This is a genomic window from Flavivirga aquimarina, assembly GCF_030540835.1.
Taxonomy (GTDB): Bacteria; Bacteroidota; Bacteroidia; order Flavobacteriales; family Flavobacteriaceae; genus Flavivirga; species Flavivirga aquimarina.
This window is the reverse complement of sequence record NZ_JAUOEK010000152.1, coordinates 14,383-36,738: the sequence shown is the minus strand read 5'-3', so window position 1 is coordinate 36,738 and position 22,356 is coordinate 14,383. Positions and strand designations below refer to the sequence as shown.

The 22,356-nt window shown below is 32.8% G+C and carries 12 protein-coding genes and 2 tRNA genes; 12 read left to right on the top strand and 2 right to left on the bottom strand.

Annotation, left to right across the window (positions count from 1 at the left end; translation table 11 throughout):
* Nucleotides 1–9: 9 nt before the first annotated feature.
* Nucleotides 10–1,269, top strand: a complete 1,260-nt coding sequence (locus tag Q4Q35_RS16185; RefSeq protein ID WP_303279060.1) for a tetratricopeptide repeat protein — start codon at nucleotides 10–12, stop codon at nucleotides 1,267–1,269.
* A gap of 57 nt (nucleotides 1,270–1,326) precedes the next feature.
* Here Q4Q35_RS16185 and Q4Q35_RS16180 read toward each other — a convergent pair whose 3' ends face one another.
* Together Q4Q35_RS16180 and Q4Q35_RS16175 are read right to left on the bottom strand one after the other, a co-directional pair.
* Nucleotides 1,327–2,076 carry a C40 family peptidase gene (locus Q4Q35_RS16180; protein WP_303279058.1) on the bottom strand — a complete coding sequence of 250 codons (750 nt, stop codon included), beginning with the start codon at nucleotides 2,074–2,076 and terminating at the stop codon, nucleotides 1,327–1,329.
* A 126-nt stretch (nucleotides 2,077–2,202) separates the two neighbouring features.
* On the bottom strand, nucleotides 2,203–3,378 hold the full coding sequence (locus tag Q4Q35_RS16175) for an acetyl-CoA C-acyltransferase (RefSeq protein WP_303279056.1): 1,176 nt from the start codon (nucleotides 3,376–3,378) through the stop codon (nucleotides 2,203–2,205).
* Between the two features lie 149 nt (nucleotides 3,379–3,527).
* Between Q4Q35_RS16175 and Q4Q35_RS16170 the strand changes: the two genes are divergently transcribed.
* The 11 genes from Q4Q35_RS16170 (at nucleotide 3,528) to Q4Q35_RS16120 (ending at nucleotide 22,316) form a co-directional block, all read left to right on the top strand.
* Nucleotides 3,528–5,576 carry an HD family phosphohydrolase gene (locus Q4Q35_RS16170; RefSeq protein ID WP_303279054.1) on the top strand — a complete coding sequence of 683 codons (2,049 nt, stop codon included), beginning with the start codon at nucleotides 3,528–3,530 and terminating at the stop codon, nucleotides 5,574–5,576.
* 96 nt (nucleotides 5,577–5,672) lie between these two features.
* Nucleotides 5,673–5,756, top strand: a tRNA-Ser gene (locus Q4Q35_RS16165).
* Between the two features lie 28 nt (nucleotides 5,757–5,784).
* Nucleotides 5,785–5,859 (top strand) — tRNA-Pro (locus Q4Q35_RS16160).
* Between the two features lie 90 nt (nucleotides 5,860–5,949).
* Nucleotides 5,950–6,306, top strand: coding sequence for a phage integrase SAM-like domain-containing protein (locus Q4Q35_RS16155; RefSeq protein WP_303279052.1), 357 nt, complete (start codon nucleotides 5,950–5,952; stop codon nucleotides 6,304–6,306).
* 842 nt (nucleotides 6,307–7,148) lie between these two features.
* Nucleotides 7,149–9,458, top strand: coding sequence for a fasciclin domain-containing protein (locus tag Q4Q35_RS16150; RefSeq protein WP_303279051.1), 2,310 nt, complete (start codon nucleotides 7,149–7,151; stop codon nucleotides 9,456–9,458).
* A 23-nt stretch (nucleotides 9,459–9,481) separates the two neighbouring features.
* Nucleotides 9,482–12,724, top strand: a complete 3,243-nt coding sequence (locus Q4Q35_RS16145) for a SusC/RagA family TonB-linked outer membrane protein (protein ID WP_303279049.1) — start codon at nucleotides 9,482–9,484, stop codon at nucleotides 12,722–12,724.
* 22 nt (nucleotides 12,725–12,746) lie between these two features.
* A complete protein-coding gene (locus Q4Q35_RS16140) occupies nucleotides 12,747–14,207 on the top strand; it encodes a RagB/SusD family nutrient uptake outer membrane protein (protein ID WP_303279047.1) in 1,461 nt (486 codons plus the stop codon).
* A 12-nt stretch (nucleotides 14,208–14,219) separates the two neighbouring features.
* A complete protein-coding gene (locus tag Q4Q35_RS16135) occupies nucleotides 14,220–15,884 on the top strand; it encodes a fasciclin domain-containing protein (RefSeq protein WP_303279045.1) in 1,665 nt (554 codons plus the stop codon).
* An 86-nt stretch (nucleotides 15,885–15,970) separates the two neighbouring features.
* A complete protein-coding gene (locus tag Q4Q35_RS16130) occupies nucleotides 15,971–17,488 on the top strand; it encodes a fasciclin domain-containing protein (RefSeq protein WP_303279043.1) in 1,518 nt (505 codons plus the stop codon).
* Nucleotides 17,489–17,506: 18 nt separating this feature from the next.
* Nucleotides 17,507–20,641 carry a SusC/RagA family TonB-linked outer membrane protein gene (locus Q4Q35_RS16125; protein ID WP_303279042.1) on the top strand — a complete coding sequence of 1,045 codons (3,135 nt, stop codon included), beginning with the start codon at nucleotides 17,507–17,509 and terminating at the stop codon, nucleotides 20,639–20,641.
* 37 nt (nucleotides 20,642–20,678) lie between these two features.
* Nucleotides 20,679–22,316 (top strand): RagB/SusD family nutrient uptake outer membrane protein, encoded by a 1,638-nt coding sequence (locus tag Q4Q35_RS16120; protein ID WP_303279040.1) that lies wholly within the window; start codon nucleotides 20,679–20,681, stop codon nucleotides 22,314–22,316.
* Nucleotides 22,317–22,356: the final 40 nt, after the last annotated feature.

Sequence of the window (22,356 nt, the reverse complement as noted above, 5' to 3'; positions counted from 1 at the left end):
TTTATAAAAATGAGAAAACAGTTAGTTGTAGCTTTAATCTTTTCAATAAGTGCATTTGTGTTTGCGCAAAAAAAAGAACTGAAAACAGTAGAGAAAGCTATTAAAGGGGAAAAATACACAGAGGCAAAAGCAGCTTTGAAACAAGCGGAAGCTTTAATGTCTAGTATGGATGATAAGACTAAATCTAAATTTTATTACTTAAGTGCCCAAGTGCTGAATGCAGGAGGAACAGGCTCAATAGCTGATACAGATGCTGCTTTAGTTAATTTAGATAAAGTTAAAATTGGGTATTCCGCCGAAGTTAATTTATTAAAGCAAGAAATAGCAAATGCTTTATTATTAAAAGGAAATAAGGCTTATGAGAAAAAAGATTTTTCAAAAGCTTCCGTATTTTTTGAAAAATCTTATAGAGTTACAGAAAGAGATACGGTATTTCTTTATTATGCAGCTGCAACAGCAGTTAATGTTAGTGAGCTTGATAGAGCTTTAAGTCTCTATGAAGAACTTAAAAAAGTAGGGTATACTGGTATTGCGACACAATATGTAGCCTTTAATGTTGAAAAACAAGAAGAAGAGGTTTTTAGTAATAAAAATATGCGTGATCTTTCTGTTAAAACTAAGACGCATATTAAACCGAGTGAACGCGTATTAGAATCGAAGAAACCAGAAATTGTAAAAAACATTGCCCTTATATATGTTAATAAGGGAGATAATGAAAAAGCAATTGCTGCTATGAAAGAAGCTAGAGCAGAAAGTCCTAATGATATTAATTTATTATTGTCAGAAGCTAATGTTCACTATAAAATGGGTAATACAGATGAGTTTAAAAAATTATTAGAACAAGCGACTCAAATGGATCCTAAAAACCCGGAGTTACAATACAATTTAGGGGTAATAGCAACAGAATCTAATCAAAATGAAGAAGCAAAAGGCTATTATGAAAAAGCAGTAGAGTTAGATCCAAACTACATAAATGCGTATATAAATTTAGCTTCTTTAGTTTTAAGCAAAGAAGAAGCTATGATTGAAGAAATGAATAATTTAGGGACTTCTAAAGCTGATAATAAACGCTACGATGAATTAAGAGATCAGCGTCAAGCACTTTATAAAGAAGCTGTTCCTTATTTGACTAAAGCACTTGAAATTGATTCTAAAAATTTGAGTGCAGCAAAAACGTTGATGAATATTTATAGTATTCTTGGAGAAACAGATAAACATAAAAGTCTGAAAGAAACAGTTGCAACTCTGGAAGCAGAAGGCGCTAACTAATTCGGATATACTTACATTGATAAAAAAAGGAGCAAATTTAATTTGCTCCTTTTTTAGTTAGATTACTTTTTTAATGACTCGTAATTTATGTGTATGTGTTTTTTTGTCAACATTATAAATACCAGAGTGGTCTAATCTATCAATTCTAACTTTACCATGGGCATGTATTATATAATTATCTTTCATGATAATGCCAACATGGGTTATAATGCCTTCATTATTATCAAAAAAAGCTAAATCACCAGGTTCGCTTTCTTCAATAAAACTCAAGGCTTCACCTTGAGTTGCTTGTTGTGAAGCATCTCGTAATAACTTATAGCCATTTAGCTTATAAACCATTTGAGTAAGTCCAGAACAATCTATACCAAAAGGTGTTTTCCCACCCCAAAGATATGGCGTGTTTAAATATAAAAATGCCGTTTTAATAATGTTGTTTTTTTCTTTTTTGCCTTCAACACAATGACCTTCATATTTATGGTTTAAGTTTGATAGTCCATTTAAGGCAGACCCTAATAAGATAGGATGTAACTGGTTATTGTTGTCTTCAATAAATTCTACTAAATCTACAGAAAGTTTAGGAGTTTCTTTATTTAAAGATTTATAAATGTCTCCTGATATATTGAGGTATTGTTTATTATCTATCCAACCCTCATAAGAATCAAATGCCAAACGAATTTTAATCCAGTTTTTACGTTGTTCTAATATTTTAAAAATGTCACCATAGATTAGTTGCGATACAAGTTCACTTGTATCAGTAGGCTCATCTCTAAGAGGAACAATGCTTAAATTACAAATTCCGTATTGCATAAAGTTATTATCTATTGGCTATTACTATTAATTATTTTATGCAATTAACTGGTGAAAAATGAGATTGCTGAATAAAAATTTAAAAAATATTTCATAATAAATATTAGCAATAAAAATATTTTATACTTAGCGTTCTATAATAATTGCTGATGCACCGCCACCTCCATTACAAATAGCAGCTGCACCAATTTTAGCATTGTTTTGTTCTAAAACATTTAATAATGTGATTATAATTCTAACACCAGAGCAGCCCAATGGATGACCCAATGATACAGCACCACCATTAACATTTACATTGCTGTCATTCAGCCCGAGAATTTTCATATTGGCTAGGCCAACTACAGAAAAAGCTTCGTTAAATTCGAAATATTCTATATCACTAATTTTAATTCCAGCTTTATTTATAGCTTTAGGTAATGCCTTTGCTGGTGCAGTTGTAAACCATTCAGGTTCATGAGCAGCATCAGCATAACTTTTAATGGTTGCCAATGGTGTTAAACCTAATTCGTTAGCTTTTTCTTTACTCATTAAAATCATAGCACCAGCCCCATCATTTATAGTTGAGGCATTAGCAGCGGTAACAGTCCCGTCTTTTGTGAATGCAGCACGTAATTGTGGAATCTTATCCATTTTTACATTCGTAAATTCTTCATCTTTACTAACTATAATTGGTTCTCCACGACGTTGAGGCACTTCAACAGGAACTACTTCATTATCAAATTTTCCGGCATCCCACGCAGCGGCAGAACGATTATAGGATTGTATAGCAAAAGCATCCTGTTCTTCTCTTGAGAATTTATACTCTGTAGCACAGGCATCTGCACAAACACCCATAGCATTTTGATCGTAAGCATCTACCAGACCATCTTTTTGCATACCGTCAATTAATGAAGCTGGTCCAAATTTAGTACCAGTTCGAGCCTGTAAATAATGAGGAATTAAGCTCATGTTTTCCATACCACCGGCAACAACAATATCAGCATCACCAAGAGCAACAGTTTGGGCAGCTTGCATAACAGCTTTCATGCCAGATGCACATACTTTATTTATTGTAGTACATGGAACAGTATTTGGAATGCCTGCATAAATAGCAGCCTGTCTAGCTGGGGCTTGTCCCGCTCCAGCTTGTACTACATGCCCCATTAATACCTCTTCAACAAGTTCTGGATTTAAATTTATTTTATCTAAGGCTCCTTTAATCGCAATAGCTCCAAGTTTTGGGGCTGCTACAGTGGATAGGGCGCCTAAAAAACTACCTATGGGAGTTCTTGCTGCAGATACAATAACTACTTCTTTATTCATTAATTTGATGCTTTAGTTTATACTTGCGAAAATAATGATTTTTTAATAGAAATATCAATGATTATTTAGTAGAAATATGAATGATTCATTTATTACTAAAATGGAGAAAGCTTATAATTTTATTACATTTGAAACTGTTAAGCTTTTCTATGAAAGATTTTATAAATAAACTGTATAGAAATCATTCCTTGATTTATAAAGGGTTGTTATTTATCTCTACCACTTTTTTTATAGTGTACTTATTCCCTAAAAGTGGAAAATTTAAGTACAATTTTGAAAATGGAAAACCTTGGCAATCGGAAAATTTATATGCTCCTTTTGATTTTGCTATAAAGAAAACAGATGCAGAAATAACTTCTGAAAAAGAAGCATTGGTTAATAACTCGGTATTGTATTTTAATTTAGATAATACTATAGAAGCTAAAATTAAATCTTCGTATAAAAACCAGTTTAAAAATACATTTTCAGATTCTATTAGGAGAACGACATCGAGAAAGTTATACAAAGCTGGAGAAACCATTATTTCTGAGTTGTATTTATTTGGAATTTTAAGTGAGAGCTATAATTTTCCGGATGAAAGGGCTATAGTTGTACTTGATGGAAGAGTTAAAAAACAAGATGGATTCTTTTCTCATTTAATTAAACAAGATGCTGTTTCAAAAGTGATTGATGATGTTTTAAGTAAACAGGGGTTAATCCATTACAAAACAAGTTTTACTTCTTTGTTTTTTGATTTAATTGAGCCTAATTTAACTTACGACAAATCTTTTACAGATAAGGCATTACAAGAAGAGTTAGATAAAATAGCTTATACCAGAGGGAGTGTTGCAAAAGAAACCCTAATAGTTTCTAAAGGAGAAGTTGTTGAAGGTGATAAGTATCAAATTTTAAAGTCATTACAATCTGAGTACGAGTCGCAAGTTTGGAATAAATCTAATTATATTTGGGTGCTGTTCGCTTATACATTATTGGTAGCTTTAGCTCTGTTAATGTTGCTTTTATTCTTACGAAAATATAGAATAAGTGTCTTTGAAAATAACACAAAAGTCACATTTATTTTTTTTAATATTTCCTTGTTGATATTTATAACTACTATGGTTGTAAATTACGATTCGAAGTATATTTATATTGTTCCTATTTGTATTTTACCTCTAGTACTTAAAGCATTTTTTGATGCTAGATTAGGCATGTTTGCTCATGTTATTACGGTTTTATTAATAGGATTTATTGTTCCCAATAGTTATGAGTATATGTTTCTTCAAATTATTGCTGGAATTGTAACGATACTAACTGTTTCAGAATTATATAAAAGAGCCAATTTGTTTATTTCAGTAGGACAAATTACATTCATTTATATTATAGCTTATTTTGCTTTTTTTGTCATTCATGAAGCTAGTGTAGAAACTATAAAATGGCAAACATTTATATGGTTTATTTTGAGTGGATTGGCAACTTTGTTTGTACAGCCTTTAATATATGCCTATGAGAAAATTTTTGGTTTGGTTTCAGATGTATCACTTTTAGAACTATCGGATACAAACTCTAAATTACTTAAAGAACTGTCTAACAAAGCACCAGGAACATTTCATCATTCTTTGAATGTCGCAAATCTTGCTGAGGCTTCTGCAAATGAAATTAGAGCCAATGCAATGTTAGTAAGAGTGGGGGCTTTGTATCATGACATTGGTAAAATGAAAAACCCAACTTATTTTACCGAAAATCAATCAACGGGAATCAACCCACATGATGAATTGCTACCAAAGGAAAGTGCCCGAATAATTACAGATCATGTTATAAATGGTATTGAGATAGCCAGAAAAAATAATTTACCAGATAGAGTTATCGATTTTATACGTACGCATCATGGTACCAGTATTGTTTATTATTTCTATATGCAAGAAAAAAAAGGGTTTGAAGACGTTGACAAGTTGGATTTTAGCTATGCGGGACCAAAGCCATTTAGTAAAGAAACTGCTATTTTAATGATGTGTGATAGTATTGAAGCCGCTTCAAAAAGTTTAAAAGAACCCACCTCTACAAAGATTGATGCTTTTGTAGAAAATATAATAAATAAACAAATAGAGGAAGGTCAATTTTTAAATGCCAATATTACTTTTAAAGAGATTGAATCAATAAAAAAGGTGTTAAAGCGCAAGCTTGCAAATATTTATCATTTGCGTATTGAATATCCTGAATAAAAATTACAAAAAATTAAATAAAATAGTTGCGTTCTTATAATGTATGAATTACATTTGCAACCGCAATTTTATTGCAGTAGTTCTTAATAAAATTTAGGAGAGGTGCCAGAGTGGTAATGGAGCAGATTGCTAATCTGTCAACGCGTAAGTGTTGCCCGGGTTCGAATCCCGGTCTCTCCGCAAATTTTCTTAAATAAGATAACTGTTTCGGGGCGTAGCGTAGCCCGGTTATCGCGCCGCGTTTGGGACGCGGAGGTCGCAGGTTCGAATCCTGCCGCCCCGACAAAATAGAGTATCAATCTATACCAAAAACCTGTTAATCGTATGATTAACAGGTTTTTTCATTTTTAGAGATATCAGAGAAGCATAAAAAATGCTCAATACCTATTTAGACGATATTTGTGCCAATTTATTGGCCTGCCACAAACAGTTGATAGATGAGTTCAAGTTGATTACTGCCTATAACATCAAGGCTCGTTTTTTGGGAGAAGACGAACAGCATAAGACTCTTATGGAATTAGTGGACTACCATAATACCAGTATGAAGTCTGTTCTTAAATTCGGAACCCTTAAAAATTATTATACTACAGAAAGATATCTGAAAAAATTCTTGACCACAAAAATCAAGGTAAACGATATTTTTTTAAAACAGCTATCCTATAGCTTCATTATTGATTTTGAACAGTTTTTGAAGTTTTTTACAAAGGGACGAGTTAAACTTAAACTGTGAAGAACTATGTGTTTTTTGGATTTTCTGAACACTGTTTACCGATGACTGATTACTGCCCACTGAACACGGCATACTGAATCTTATAAATCCCAAAAAACACATAGTTCTTCCCTGATTAAGTCATAAACAACACTTTTTTTTGGAGTAATGGTTGTTGTTTTGATTATTTGTTCAAATAATAATATTAACTATTTAATAAAAATCAATATTGTGTCCAATTTCGTATAAAATGGATAATAATTTACATATAATGAGTCATAATTTACATCTAAAAATGTTGATTAATCATTAATTTGTAATAACAAACTAAAAACCTATTTTATAGATGTTGTTAAATAGTAATTTCAAATTAACATTTAATTAATCATCTAACTTCACTTAAAAAAAACTAAACAAAAAAACCATGTTAACACAATCAAATTACCCATAGAAAGATTATGAATTAGAAAAAATGCATAAGAGTTATGACATCATGAAAACAATTTATTTGTTATTTCTCGATTCAATTAACTAATCTTCATGAAGCTGCACCAACAATATTCTAAAACTTAAAACCTTAGTTATCTCTACTACATTTTTAGGTTGCTTTTTATAAGCATTGTTTTTAGTTGAAAAAATACAGACTAAATCCATGCTTGGTTTTAAATATTAAAGCTACTTGTAATGAATCATATTAATATCAACATAAGCAATTTGATATTGGTTTGATTAAAAAAACAATTACTTAATAAACTTTTATTACTAGTAACGTAAAATCATGATAAATCACCAATTAACCTTTAAAAACTGAATTAAACTAAATATCCTTATTAAACACAACTAACTTTAAATATGATAAAAAAATGAAGCATATAAATAGTTTAATTATAATAGTATTTATAATTATCTCCGCTTTTGGCTGCAAACCTGACTCGCTTGAATTTGCACGTCCCGAAAATTTGGCTGGTACAGTTTATACACAACTTGAGTCAATGGGAAACTTCAATTATTACTTACAATTAATAGATCAAACGGAGTATAAAGAGCCTTTAGAAAAAGGAGGGTCTTGGACCATATTTGCTCCTACTGATGAAGCCTTTGAAGCATATATGACCGCAGAAGGCTATACATCAATAGACGCTATCCCATCGGATAAAATACTAGACATTATTCAATACTCAATTATTATTGATGCTTGGAATACAACAACATTAACATACTTCAATAGAGGGTTTTATGCTGGAAATAGTTTTAAACGCTTTACACAATATAAAGACTCCATTGAAGTGTTAAATGCTGATGATTACCCCAATATTATGAAATGGGAACCAGGACAGTATAGGGTTGACCCAAGTTACGGAAGAAACAAGCCCACAGTCTACTTTCTTGATGATTATATTGAAGCAAAAGCGGGTTTTGAAACGACCGATTATGCATTTATGTTCCCTGGAGAAACATATAACCCAGGAGACATGAAAGTATTTGAAGCAAATGTATCTCAAGCCAATATAATAGCTGAAAACGGAATGATTTATGCCTTAGACAAGGTAATTGAACCAAGAAAAAACCTATATCAAAACCTTACTTCTGAAGAATATGGAAATAAGTATACACTTTTTAAGAGCTTACTAGATCGCTTTGCCATTTTTAGTGACCGAGGTGAGGTTATTAATGATGTGGGAGAACCAGAACAACTTTATTACTTATTATTCGAAACAGGAATTGTAGATAACTTATTACCATTTAGTCCTTACGATGAAAGTTACCCAAGATTACTTAATAATGTAGATAGAACTTTAGCCAATGCTACTGGTTTATTAGTCCCTACTAATGATGCTTTAGAACAATACTTAAACGGAAACAGTATTCTTGGTCAATTTTATGATTCATACGATGCTATGCCATTAGATGTTCTAGGTAAATTTCTTAGCACTTTTTTCTTTAGAGACTTTTGGAGTATCTGCCCAACAAATATTGGTCAATCTTTAAATGTAGCTTTAGATTTAGTTGATTATAAACTCGAAGATGTCGTTGATCAAAAATTTTGCAGCAATGGTTTCTTTGTGGGAATTGATGAAGTGTATACTAACGATAATTTCTCTACCATTATGGGGCCTTTATTATTAGATTCAGAGTATACCATTATGTTAAAGGCTGTACAAGATTTAGGCATAGATAACGCCTTACTAAGTAAAGGGTCGCAATTCTCTGTATTTGGAATTAAAAATGATCAATTTGTTAATATTGCAGACCCTAACAGTGCAACAAGAACAATAACAGTATTATTAGATGAGACTCCAGAAGATTTATCTGTAATATATATGCAAGTAGACGGCGATCCTGTTACGGCAAACAATCGCACATATCCAGACCCAAATGATTCTACTCCAAATTCAACAGATGTAGATTATGTTACAACCACTTTAAAAGATATTGTACTGAATCAAATTGTAGAAGAAACTGTAGATCTTAGTAGTAATAATTATTATCCAACTAAAAGTGGTGAATTTATTTACGCCTATGAAGGAAATAAAGTGTCTGGAGGCGGCAATATAGCATTAAATGAACCTGCTCAAGTAATTTCTATACAAGATACAGATAATGGTAAATTCTATGAGATGAGTCGCTCAGTTGAAAGACCATTAAAATTCACTTACGGAATGCTCATGGAAGACCCAGTTAGATTCTCTAGATTTATTGAAGTTCTTGAGGCAGCAGATGCATTAGTTAATATACCTAATTATACAGGTGACAAACTGGTTACTTTCCTTAATTTATTAAGAACATTCACCTTACTTGCTCCAAACAATAATGCTGTAAACCAAGCTATTAGTGATGGTATCATCGTAGAACCAAGTACATTAGGTTCTTTATCCCCCCTTGAATTTGCAATCGCCAAACAAGATCTTTTAAATTTTGTTAAAAAGCATTTTATACAGCAAGCTATAACTACTGATGGTAATACAGCAGGAGATTTTGATTCTATGTATTTCAGTAAAGTGATTGATTTTGTACCCGTTTACGATACTTACACATTTGAAAATAACTATGCGACATCAACTTTAACAATAAAAAATCCAACTACTGGAGATGTTATAACAGAAACAGCTAGCGTAACAAACTTATTTTCAAAAAGAGTAGTCATTCACGAAATCGACAATTATTTAAACTAGTAAAAAACAAAAGCTTGATAAGTATGAAGTATAAACACAAGTCATATTCATATATCTTTATAATAGTATTCGCATTGTTCTCTGTGTATACCATGACTGCTCAATCCAATAAATTTATTATTACAGGGACTATTACTGCAGATTCAGACGGTGGGCCACTAGCCGGGGCAACTGTTGCAGAAAAAGATAAAAATAACCGTCTTATTAGTGGGGCCGTGGCCAATTTTAACGGACGCTTTTCTATAGAAGTTACCGACCCTAATAATATTTTAACATTTTCTTATATCGGGTTTATTACACAAGAACTCGTACCCGGCAATCAAAGAGAAATAAATATTGAATTAAAAGAAGATATATCAGAATTAGATGCCATCGTATTACGCGCAAATAAAAGGGTTTTCACCGGAGAATTCGATATCGATAAACGTCGCATTGCAACAGCAATAGAAACGATCTCACTTAAAGAAATTAGCCAAACAGTTTCCACTGGTATTGTGGATCAATTACAAGGCCGATTAAGTGGTGTTGACATTGTTGCTAATTCTGGAGAACCAGGAGCAGGGATGTCCATTAGAATTCGAGGAACCTCATCATTAAACGCATCTTCAGAGCCGCTAATTGTTATTAATGGTGTACCATTTGAAACAGAAATTGATGCACTTTTTGATTTTAGTTCTGCCGACGAACAACAGTATGCAGCCATGATTGGTGTATCGCCGGATGATATTGAAGAGATTTCGGTACTAAAAGATGCCGCAGCAACCGCTCAATTTGGCTCACGTGCTGCAAATGGTGTTTTACTTATTAAAACAAAACGAGGCGCTAAAGGAAAAGCTAGGTTTTCATACAGTTATAGAGGTAGTGTTGGTTGGCAGCCAGAAGGGATTCCTATGCTAAATGGAGATCAATATTCTACCCTAATTAAAGATGAAAATATAGCAGTAAACAATACTATCAGTTATCCACAAATTGAATACAATCCAGATTATGAGTTTTACGAGCTTTATAATAAAAATGTGAATTGGATAGATGAAATAACACAAACAGGATCAATACATGAAAACTTTTTAGGTGTTTCCGGTGGTGGAGAAAAATCAACATACCGTATTTCTGCGAGTTATAAAAATCAAGTAGGTACTACTGTTGGCACAGGATTTAAGCTATTTACTACCAGAGCCATTCTCGATTATAATATTTCTGATAAAATTTCAATTGCATCAGAGTTATCATATAGTCATGGGTCGTTAGATAGATCTTTCAGGTTAGGAAACCAAGGCATTAGAGCATTAGCACTTATTAAAATGCCCAATCAATCTATTTATGAAATAGATGATTCTGGTAACCCTACAGATGTATATTTCACACCAGTCGATGCTTTTCAAGGTAATGGAGCTGCTTATTATAACCCTGTAGCCATGGCTAGGCTATCTAAGTTTAATGTAGAAAACAATAGAATTTCTCCCATATTTAGATTTAATTATAAGCCCATTAAACAATTAAACTATACTTCAATTATCTCGTTTGATATTAATGTGGATAAGACGTCTAGGTTTACTCCCGAAGCTGCATTAGGAGCTGCATGGACGAATTCTTCAGCAAATAGAGCTATTTTTTCTGACGCTGAATTTTTTGTAATGCGTACCGATAATAGACTTATTTGGAAACCTTACTTAGGAGATAAGCACTCTCTTTTTACAAGTGTAGCACTTCAAACCTTTGAAAAAACAAGTGAAGGGTATGCGGTTACAACAAGTAACTCTCCCAGTAGTTTAATACAAACTCCCATTGCCCAGACAAGAATTGAAGGTTCTGATAACACCTTAGTATCAAGTTTCACACAAAATAGATCGGTAGCTTATAACTTTATGTTTAACTATCAATTTTCAGATCGGTACATTCTAAATGGTGGTATCCGGTCCGAAGGCAACTCCAAATTCGGTAGTAGTTATAGGTACGGTACATTCCCTAGTATTGCCGGAAAATGGATCATTTCAGACGAACCTTTTATGGAGTCTTTAAATTTTATAGATGAATTAGGTTTAAGAGCCAGTTATGGTGTTAATGGTAACTCACCAAACTTTAACTATGGACAATATAACACCTATTCTACATATAATTACAATTACCTCGGAGAGCGCCCAGTATTACCAGACAATATGGAATTAACAGATTTAAGATGGGAAACTGTGATACAAAAAAACTTAGGACTTACCTATTCCTTTTTAGATAATCGTATAAGTGGCGATTTAGAATTTTACAAAAAGCAAACCAAAGACTTATTAACCAAAGATACTGCTATCCCTTCTACATCAGGCTTTTCAAATGTTCCGTTTCTTAATTTAGGAAACATAGATAATCAAGGGTTTGAATTAAGTGTAAGAACTAAAATCATTCAAAATAAAGACTTTTCTTTAGACTTAAACTTCAATATCGCACGTAACACCAATATAATAACAAAAATATCTGAAGCTCAAGATGTTGAAGACGGAAACCCTTTAGCAACGGGACCTGATGGTTACTTAAAAAGAATACAAGAAGATAATCCTATTGGATCATTCTATGGTTACAGGTACTTAGGCGTGTATAGCACCAGTGACGAATTAATAGCACGCGATGCCAATGGTGATATTATTTATGATTTAAATGGTGATCCAAAAAATATGGTATTTAATGAAAGTAGACTATTTAATGCCGGTGAAGCTAAATATGAAGACATTAATAAAGATGGTAGTATAGATCGATTAGATGTTGTTTACCTAGGTAATGCTAACCCATTACTGTATGGTGGTTTTGGATCAACGATAAGGTATAAAAACCTTCAGTTAAATACATTCTTCAATTTCAGGTATAACCAAAAGGTTATAAACTTGGCAAGAATGAATACTGAAAGTATGGATAGCTATGACAACCAAAGCACAGCTACATTACGCCGATGGAGGTTTGAAGGCGATGTTACCGACATTCCGAGAGCTGTTTTTAATAGCCCGGTTAATACACTTGGATCTGATCGCTTTCTTGAAGATGCTTCATTTATAAGAATGAGATTCATTACTCTTAAGTATAATCTACCTAAGACATTTATAGAAAAAATAAACTTTACAAATGCATCACTTTTTGTAACAGGAACCAACCTACTAACCTTTACAAAATACTCAGGTGCTGATCCAGAAACAGGAAATAGTGCTAACTGGAAAGAACTTGGTTATGATAATAATCAAACCCCAAGATCTAAGCAAATAACATTAGGAGTAAACCTGTCATTCTAAATGGTAAAATTTAAAAAATATTATGAAACAAAATATATTTAAAATATTCACAATCATTCCAGTAATCTTGATGACATTATCTTCATGCACTGGTTATTTAGAACTAGAACCTAAAGACAATCTTACACAACAAGAGTTTTGGAAAAACAAAGAACAAGTCTCTGCTGCACTTGCAGGATGTTACGGTTCAATGAACCAAGCAGCATTTACAGATAAAGTATTACTATGGGGAGAATTAAGAGCCGAAATGTTGGTTTCTGTAAGAGCAGGTGGTAATCAATTAAACATGATGAAAAACTACATGTTCCCCAGCAATGCATTAGTTAGCTGGAGTAGTTTTTACAAAACAATTAACCATTGTAATCTGGTACTAACGTTTGCAGACCAAGCTCAGGCACAAGATTTATCGTTTACAGAACAAGAACTTAATAGAATTAAAGCAGAAGCTTTAACCATTCGTTCTTTAGCTTACTTTATACTTGTTAAAAACTTTAAAGAAGTACCATTAATACTAACTTCAACGTCTAATAATCAAGTAGATTTTTATCCAGCTAAAAGTACCGAATCTGAAATTATAACTCAAATCATTTCAGACCTTGAGTTTGCTGTAGATGACCTTAATTTAGGCTTCTCACAATCTGCCGCACACGATAAAGGTAAAATGACAAAAGGAGCAGCTCTATCTATACTAACAGATGTTTATTTATGGAACGAGCAGTATGACGAAAGTATTGATGCTTCTAACCGTCTTGTAAACCTGGGTAAATACAATTTAGTTGATGGTTCAGAATGGTTTAATCAAATATTTTTCGAAGGCAACTCAAACGAAGGTATTTTTGAACTTCAATTTGATGATATTTTTGCAACAATAAACAGTTCATTCTACGTAGGAAACCCTGTTTATGCTCCCTTTGATGGAATAATAGATTTATATCAAGAATTCCCAGACGATATAAGGGCAAATTATGCAACTTTTGGGAGTCCTGAAAACTCCGTATTTAAATATGCAGGTGTAGATGAAACAGGAAGATATAGAGCACAAGACGAGTTTTACAATACATTCATATTTTATAGGTATGCCGATGTTTTACTCATGCAGGCAGAAGCATATATACTATCATCTAATAACAAAGATCTAAATAAAGCATACGATCTTATAAATCAAATACACCAACGTGCTACAGGAGTCCCCCTGAACGTTCCTGTTTTAGAGAACGAATTACTTAATGCCTTACTATTAGAGCGTCAAAAGGAGTTTGCTTTTGAAGGTAAAAGATGGTATGATGTGCTCCGTTTTGCAAAACGTAATAACTTCGAAAACCAAGACCTTATATTAATCTTAGCTGAAGTAAAAGCTGGTCCAGATGATTTAGAACAAATTTTAAGTTATTACTCAGATACAGAATCTTATTATTTACCTATTTATCAAAATGAGATTAATTTAAATCCTAATCTACGTCAAAACCCTTATTATGAAAATTAAAAATTATAGATTATGAAAACTAAAAAAAATATTGTTTGGATAACCGGACTTGTAGTAATTATACTTAGCATAATTAGTTGCAACGACGACCTTGACAGAGCGACATTCTTTACTACAGATGAAATGACGATTATTGAAACTTTAGAAGCTAATCCGGAGATATTTTCATCCTATATTGAAATTCTTGAAAAAACAGAATTTTATAATTCTCTGAAGAGTTATGGTAACTATACATGTTTCACGCCAACCAACGAAGCTGTTAAAGCCTATATTAAAGAAAAATGGAACGTAGCATCTGTAAGTGAGATAACCAATCCAGAGGATATTGAATTTTTAAAATTAATTGTAAAATTTCATACCATACCAACAGGTAGATTAACAAGTGGCTTTGTTGAAGGACGCCTTGCAGATACAACATATACAGGAGATTACCTTACAACATCATTCCTAAAAGGAGGCGGTATTGCCAATGTAGAAATTAATCGGGGCGTAGGGTTGGACGAGTATGACATTCGCTCTAGTAATGGTATTATACATGCTCTAGATGGCGTATTATCACCTTTTGTAGACCCGGTTCCCGTAGTTATGGAAAAAGCAGGTAAACATACCATTTTTGTTGAGGCTTTGAAACAAACAGGATACTATGAGGTATTCTCGGTTGTTTTTAACGAATTCGGTTCAAAAAATAATTTTACCATTTTAGCAGAGTCTGATGAAGTTTATAGCCAAGAAGGCATTAATTCTTTTGAAGATTTGGCTAATTTATTGTCTCCAGGAGATACAGATTACGCCAATCCAGATAATGAACTAAATAGATTTGTAGGGTATCATGCGACACAAAATTTCCTGTATTCCAGAAATTTTCCAGACGATGCATTTGTAAATACTGTTTTACCAAGAAATGCATGGAAATCGTTTAAAACAGATACTGAACTAAGAATAAACGAAACAGAAACAGGAGAAAATGATACATGGACATCTTTAATTATAGAAGACAGTAACTATCCAGCTAAAAATGGGGTTTACCATACTGTAAATAAACTATTTACCATATTTACACCAAAGCCTAAGCATATTATTTTTGATGTTGTAAGCGATCAGCCTGAATACCAATCAAGGTTAATTAGACGAAATCAAAACGTGCCAAGCACAGCTTGGGAATTTATTAGATGGTTTCCTGAAGGGAATAAACGCTATTTACAACAATCCAATAGAGTAAATTTAAATAACAACATATTAGATGTTGGTGGTTATGCTTGGATTGAATTTGACACACCTGTGTTACCCAAAGGGAAATATGAAATGTTAATATCTAGTAATGGCGGTAATAGAGCCAGAGCCATTACTCAAATTTATTGGGATGGCGAGCCTATTGGTTCTGTTTACGATTTAACATTAGGTAATTCTGGTAAAGGATATCCAGATGAAGCCCTTATGGAGTCTAGAGGTTGGAGACATGGTTACAGGTGTATTACTAATAACGCTGGTACTAGTCAATATGATGTTGCTGGTGCAAGCAGATTTATTATAACCAAAGAGCTACTTTGTCCAGAGCAAAAAAGACACGTTTTTCGAATGGAAGTTGTTAAAGCGGGAGGTACTCCAATAGATTATATAGAGTGGATACCTGTAGATGATAATTCTGGACCAGATGATTCGGAATGTTATAATGATTAAAAACTGTTAAAGCTGAGTATTAAGATTTGATTTTTTAAAACGAATACCTCCAGTAGACCAAAAAATAGATAACTAAAGATTTTATAATGAAAAACAGAAATAATTGCATACTTAATTTCAGTCGGTTATTGGTAATAGCTTGCTTAATTCTTTGCTTTAGCTGTAAAGAAGAGGCTTGGGATGACCATTACGAACAACTTGATTCCAGACTGGAAAACAATATCATTAGCATACTATCTGAAGATCCTGAGTATACCACATTTGTTCAATTACTTGAGCAAACAGGATACAAAAGTCAGTTAGAAACATCACAAGCTTTTACCGTTTGGGCACCCAGTAATGCTGCTTTAGAACAAGTATCTGACAATATACTAAACGATCCAGATTTGTTAAAAAATCTAATAGGAAACCATATTAGTCTATTTTCCTATAATACAACAAGTAATGAACAAACTTTTGTAAAAATGTTCAACAATAAATATGTTGAATTCATTAATACAAATGATGATTCAAGTTTTGGAGACGTTGACCTTGTAGAAAAAGATATATTAGCATCTAATGGGATCATACATACTATTGATGATGTTTTAGAAGTTAACCAGAACATTTGGGAATACCTTAACAATAACAGCGCCCAGTTCCCATCATTAATGACTTTTTTATCCCAATTTAATGAAATTGTTTTCGATGAAGAAAATAGTATAAAAACAGGAACAAACTCCTTAGGACAAACAGTTTACGACTCTATTTTTAAGTTATCAAACACTTACTTTAAAGTTATAGGAGACTTAAACTCTGAAGAAAAACGTTATTCTTTTATTGGTTTAACAGAACCAGCCTACACAGGAATTTACGATGTTTTTAAAGATTATTACCAACACCCTATAGCAGATACTATTCAGGTAAATACAGACAGAACCATATTTAGTAATTTAAATTTCCTTGCTGTAGATCTAAATGATTTAGATGGCACACCTATTAGTACCACAACAGGTAATGAAGTTATACTAGATAACACTATTGCAGAAGATGTTGCTTTAAGTAACGGTAACATATTTGTAGTAAACACATTAGATTACAACCCCAAAGATGTCATCTATAAACCGGTAAAATATGAAATAGAAGACTCGGAAAGAAGGACTATTGGTAATCTATCGGATTTGACAATCCAAAAAAAGTTTAACATTACAGCTTCTGGTCGATTTATTAATGATGTGAATCTAGCTGTAAACCCAGATGCAAGTGAAAGTAACAACTATTTTGAAATAGCCTTTAGCAATGTCCTATCTGCCAGTTACACCCTGCATTTAAAATTTGCCCCAATAGGAGCATCACAACAGACCAAGTTAAAATTTGAGCTAAGTTACGTTGATGAAAATAATGACATAATTGTTAATCAGATTCCGCCAATTATAGTCAATAATTTAGAAGAAAACCTCATACAAATTGGAGATACCTATACTTTTCCTGTATATATAAACCAAGAGAATGACAATAACTATTATGTGAAACTAAAAGTTTTTGTTGATGTTAGTGAATCAGAACTAATACTATATGATCGAAGATTCGGTATTGATTATGCAGAACTAATTCCAATAGAATAAGACAACTAAAAATTAAATATGAATTATTATCTGACCATGATGAAAATAAAAAATACTTATATCCTCTTTTGCATTTTATTTTTAGGAATCACATTTGCATTGCAAGCGCAGGTAAAATCTAGTACTGTGGTAACTGGAACAGTGTTAGATGCCACTAACAAAGAACCTTTAGTAGGAATAAGCGTACAAGTAAAAGAATATGCATCTGTATTAACCGACGAAAATGGTAAGTTTTCTCTAATAGTACCAGATGCAAGAGTAACACTTATAGTTACTAGTTCTAACTATCAAACTAAGGAAGTTGCGTTAAAAGGTCGTAATAGTGTCGACATTATAATTTATAACAACGGTTTTAAATCGTATTATAAAGATGTCGATATGCCACTTGGTAAACAATCAAATGCCTCCATTGCTAGTGCCATAGAAACTAAAGAAGGGACCATATCCACTCCCCGAGAGTCTGTTGCCAATATATTAAATGGTGAAGTAAGTGGTATGAGAGCAATTATGCGTTCTGGTGTTCCCGGAATTGGAGCTAATATATTTATTAGAGGGTACAATACATTAAATGCTTCAACACAACCCTTAGTTATTGTTGATGGAATGATGCTTGAAACCAATACATTTACCAATAACACCCTGATAAATGGCTACAGTTATGATCCTTTATCGGATATAAACCCAAAAGATGTTGCTAATATTACTGTTATAAAAGACGCTGCCTCTATGTATGGTTCAAGAGGAGCCAATGGTGTTATTTTAATTGAAACAAATAAGACCAATGAGGTCACTACTAAAATAGATTTTTATGTTCAAGGAGGTTTAAATATTGCCCCTAACAATATTCCTATGATGAATGAGAATCAATTTAGATCTTATCTGTCCGATCAAATAAACAACTCTGAACTTTATACAGATGATAACCAAATTAGTAATTTGCCTTTCTTTAATGAAAACCGTTCATTTGAGGATTATGAAAAATATCACAATGCAACAGATTGGCAAAAACAAATATTTAGTGACGATTATGTAAATGAGTATTATTTTAGAGTTACAGGGGGAGATGAAGTTGCTAAATATGGACTATCTATAGGCTATTCATCTAACAATGGGGTTGTTTCTAATGGCGGGTTTGATAGATTTGCAACACGATTTAATGCCGAAACTAATATTACTGAAAGATTATCGTTAAAAACTAACTTAAGTGTTAGTTACACAAAACGTGATTTATTCGACGATGGGTTATTTAGCACATCGCCTATTTTCTCTGCATTAAATAAATCACCGTTCCTATCACCTTATGTTCCTAATGCAGACGGTATTGTAACAGATATATATGAAGACGTAGACAATATAGGAGGCTTTAGTAACCCTGTTGCAATAACAGATAATGCTATTTTTGAAGCCAAGGATTACAATTTATACGGTCATCTGGATTTTGGATACAAAATATCTAAGAAAACAACCTTTAATTCTTTAATTGGAGTTAATTATATAAAGAACAGGCAAAATGTTTTCTTACCAGATTTAGGGCTATCTACAGAGTTTAATGACTACGGTGATGCGCTTTTTAGAACATCAAAAGTAAATGCAGAAAGTTTATTTGCTATATATAATGACAGTAGATTTAACTATTTACATAATGCAAGAGGTATACATGATTTTTCATTTAATCTGGGTTTACGTTTAAATATAAATAATTACGAAAACTCATTTTCTACAAGTGGTAACTCTGCAGACGATCAATTTACATCTTTAGATAGCGGTGATAGGTTAACCTTTGTTACTTCGGGTAGTATAGGAAATTGGAGACAGGTATCTATTTATGGTAATGCAAACTATGCTTTTTTAAACAAATACTTTGTAAGTTGTAATATATCAGCCGATGCCTCTTCTCGTTTTGGAAATGATAAATCTGTTGGTATATTTCCTGCTGTTAGTGCGGGTTGGTTAATCTCTTCCGAAAATTTTATGGCTAATAACACAAGCATCGATCAACTTAAATTGCGTGCTAGCTATGGTTTAACAGGAAATGATGGTATTGGCAATTACAATGCTGAATCCTACTTTGTATCTAAAAGATTTTTAGAAGGAACAAGCCTTGTTAGTGGTAATTTAGCGAATAGCTCTATAAGATGGGAAGAAACAGCTAAAGCAAACTTAGGATTAGATGTGGGTTTATTTGACGAACGCTTATCATTTAGCTTCGACTATTTTAACAACGTTACAGATGGCCTGCTTAATACCAGAGACATAAGCCCTGTTTATGGCTATGACAGCTATATTACAAACGATGGTAAACTTAGTAACCAAGGTATTGAGTTGAGTTTTAATGCACGTTTATTTAACACCCCTAATTTCAGTTGGGATATAGGTGGTAATATATCGCAATATAAAAATGAAATTACTTCACTGCCGGGACAAACTCAGGTTATAAATATAGATGGTGTAAATGCAACAATACTAAATCAGGTAGGGAGTCCATTAGGATTGTTCTACGGCTATAAAACCGATGGTATTTATAACAATGCCGCCGAGGCCTCTTCTGCTGGTTTAAATTGGACAGATTTTAGAGGTTTCGAAGAACCATTTGTTGCAGGAGATGTACGATTTGTAAACACAAATGCTTCAGATAATGTTATTAATGAAGACGATAGAGTTGTTATAGGAGATCCTAATCCCGACTTTACGGGAATGTTTCAAAACACATTTACATATAAAAAAATTACACTATCAGCGATATTTACCTTTAGCCAAGGAAATGATATCTATAACGCGTTAAGAAGAAACACAGAATCTATGTCGGGTTTTGCTAATCAAAGTTTAGCAGTAGCCAATCGTTGGAGAATTGATAACCAAAACACAAATATACCGCGTGCTGTATATGGTGACGACGTTGGGAACTCCAGATTTTCAGATAGGTGGATAGAAGATGGATCTTATATTCGTCTTAAAACATTATCATTATCATACAGTTCAGAGGCCTTTAATACGACATTCTATGTAACAGCAAACAACTTGTTTACAATAACAGATTATTTAGGTTACGACCCAGAAGTAAGTGCTTCTCAAGCAAGTTATTTACAAGGTATAGATGCAGGTTTTACACCGCAATACAGCTCTATACTGGTAGGTATAAGGGTCGGATTATAATTTTTTGAAAAAGATTGAAATAATTAAAAAAAAACAAATGAAACATTATATAAGTATATTTTTCAGCTTACTTTTCGCTTCAACCCTGCTTACATCTTGCGAAAGCTTTTTAGAGGTTTCTCCAGAAGAGGTATTATTAACAGAAGATTACCTTGGAGATGATAAACTTGATGCAAGGTCGGCCCTATTCGGTGTCCTCGCACTAATGCAAGACATTACAGGACAGTATATTGTGTTAGGAGAAATGAGAGCAGATTTAGTAGATGTTACCGATAACACAAGCGATGAAATTAGACAAATTAGCAGGCATGAAATTAATCCTGATAATAGCTATATAAATCCAACAACATTATTCGCCATAATTAACAATTGCAATTTTGCATTACATGGCATTGATACCGAGGCATACGATGGTGTTTTGCTAGAAGACTACGCTTCAATTTTACGAATTAGAACATGGGCGCAATTACAAATATTAATAAACTTTGGTGAGTTACCATACATAACCAAACCTATTGCTAGCGATGAGAATTTAGAAGAAAATTACCCTTTACTTTCTTTTAATGCAGCTTTAGATACATTAATTCAAAATTTAGCATCTATAGAAGGTGTCGAAAATGTTACTAAATATGCAAACTCATTAGGGTACAATATATTTAGTATGATTCCAGATCAAGATATTCTTTTGGGTGATTTAAATTTATGGAAAGGAGATTTTATTACTGCTGCAACACGCTATAAACAATTTCTTGATAATCACGTTTCTGGAGGTGGTAATTTCTATAACTTATCAGCTTACGGTACAACGACAACCCTTAATGGTGGCAACTATACTGTGGTAACTGCTTGGCCAAGTATTTTTGATGAAAACCTCGCACCTCAAGAAATAATTAATTACACCGCTTTTAGCGATCAGTACAGACAGCAAAATAACAGTTTTGAAGTTATTACTAATCAATTAAAACCTTCCGTTCTAATTTTACAAAATTGGGCGTCACAATACAGGTCTTACAATGGTGAAGCTTATAATCAATTAGGAGATATAAGAACTGTAGGATCTGTAACTGGTACCATAGGAGATATTACTCCTTATACTGAAGAGACAGCAAAAATTTATAAATACCAATATGACTATTTTATGTGGAATAGAGCCGCTAAAATTTATCTTAGATATGCAGAAGCGATCAATTATGCAGGACACCCCAGACAGGCACTAGCTATTGTAAATGGTATTTTCAATACAACAGATGCACCAGTAGATGCACCTTTATTTGGCAACCTAGAGAACTTTTTAAACTTCCCAATCGGTCAATATTATACAGTTAACACTAGTGATGAGCCTATTTCTGGAAACCGAGGCATTAGAGGAAGAGTTGATATGGCAGCCGTAAATGTTCCTGAAAATATAACCTTAACAGATTCTATTCAAGCAGTAAATAGGTTAATTCTTGATGAAAATGCTTTAGAGCTTGCATTTGAAGGTAACAGGTGGGAAGACTTACTTCGTTTTGCTAGAAGAAGTAACGATCCTAGCATTATTGCAGATGCTGTAGCAAGCAAATTTGAAAATGCGGGTGATGACGCTGGAGCTAATGCTGTTCAAGTAAAATTAATGAATCCGGAAAACTGGTATTTACCATTAACTATTCCAGACAATTTTGTTACAACAGATTAAATAACGTATTCTAAGATAAAACCAAATAATTAAGCTGCGA

What these genes read in the sequence shown, in the direction of transcription:
- Q4Q35_RS16125 (WP_303279042.1), top strand. Translation starts at nt 17,507, where the DNA reads ATGAATTATTATCTGACCATGATGAAAATAAAAAATACTTATATCCTC.
- Q4Q35_RS16155 (WP_303279052.1), top strand. Translation starts at nt 5,950, where the DNA reads ATGCTCAATACCTATTTAGACGATATTTGTGCCAATTTATTGGCCTGC.
- Q4Q35_RS16145 (WP_303279049.1), top strand. Translation starts at nt 9,482, where the DNA reads ATGAAGTATAAACACAAGTCATATTCATATATCTTTATAATAGTATTC.
- Q4Q35_RS16185 (WP_303279060.1), top strand. Translation starts at nt 10, where the DNA reads ATGAGAAAACAGTTAGTTGTAGCTTTAATCTTTTCAATAAGTGCATTT.
- Q4Q35_RS16135 (WP_303279045.1), top strand. Translation starts at nt 14,220, where the DNA reads ATGAAAACTAAAAAAAATATTGTTTGGATAACCGGACTTGTAGTAATT.
- Q4Q35_RS16175 (WP_303279056.1), bottom strand. Translation starts at nt 3,378, where the DNA reads ATGAATAAAGAAGTAGTTATTGTATCTGCAGCAAGAACTCCCATAGGT.
- Q4Q35_RS16120 (WP_303279040.1), top strand. Translation starts at nt 20,679, where the DNA reads ATGAAACATTATATAAGTATATTTTTCAGCTTACTTTTCGCTTCAACC.
- Q4Q35_RS16140 (WP_303279047.1), top strand. Translation starts at nt 12,747, where the DNA reads ATGAAACAAAATATATTTAAAATATTCACAATCATTCCAGTAATCTTG.
- Q4Q35_RS16170 (WP_303279054.1), top strand. Translation starts at nt 3,528, where the DNA reads ATGAAAGATTTTATAAATAAACTGTATAGAAATCATTCCTTGATTTAT.
- Q4Q35_RS16180 (WP_303279058.1), bottom strand. Translation starts at nt 2,076, where the DNA reads ATGCAATACGGAATTTGTAATTTAAGCATTGTTCCTCTTAGAGATGAG.
- Q4Q35_RS16150 (WP_303279051.1), top strand. Translation starts at nt 7,149, where the DNA reads ATGAAGCATATAAATAGTTTAATTATAATAGTATTTATAATTATCTCC.
- Q4Q35_RS16130 (WP_303279043.1), top strand. Translation starts at nt 15,971, where the DNA reads ATGAAAAACAGAAATAATTGCATACTTAATTTCAGTCGGTTATTGGTA.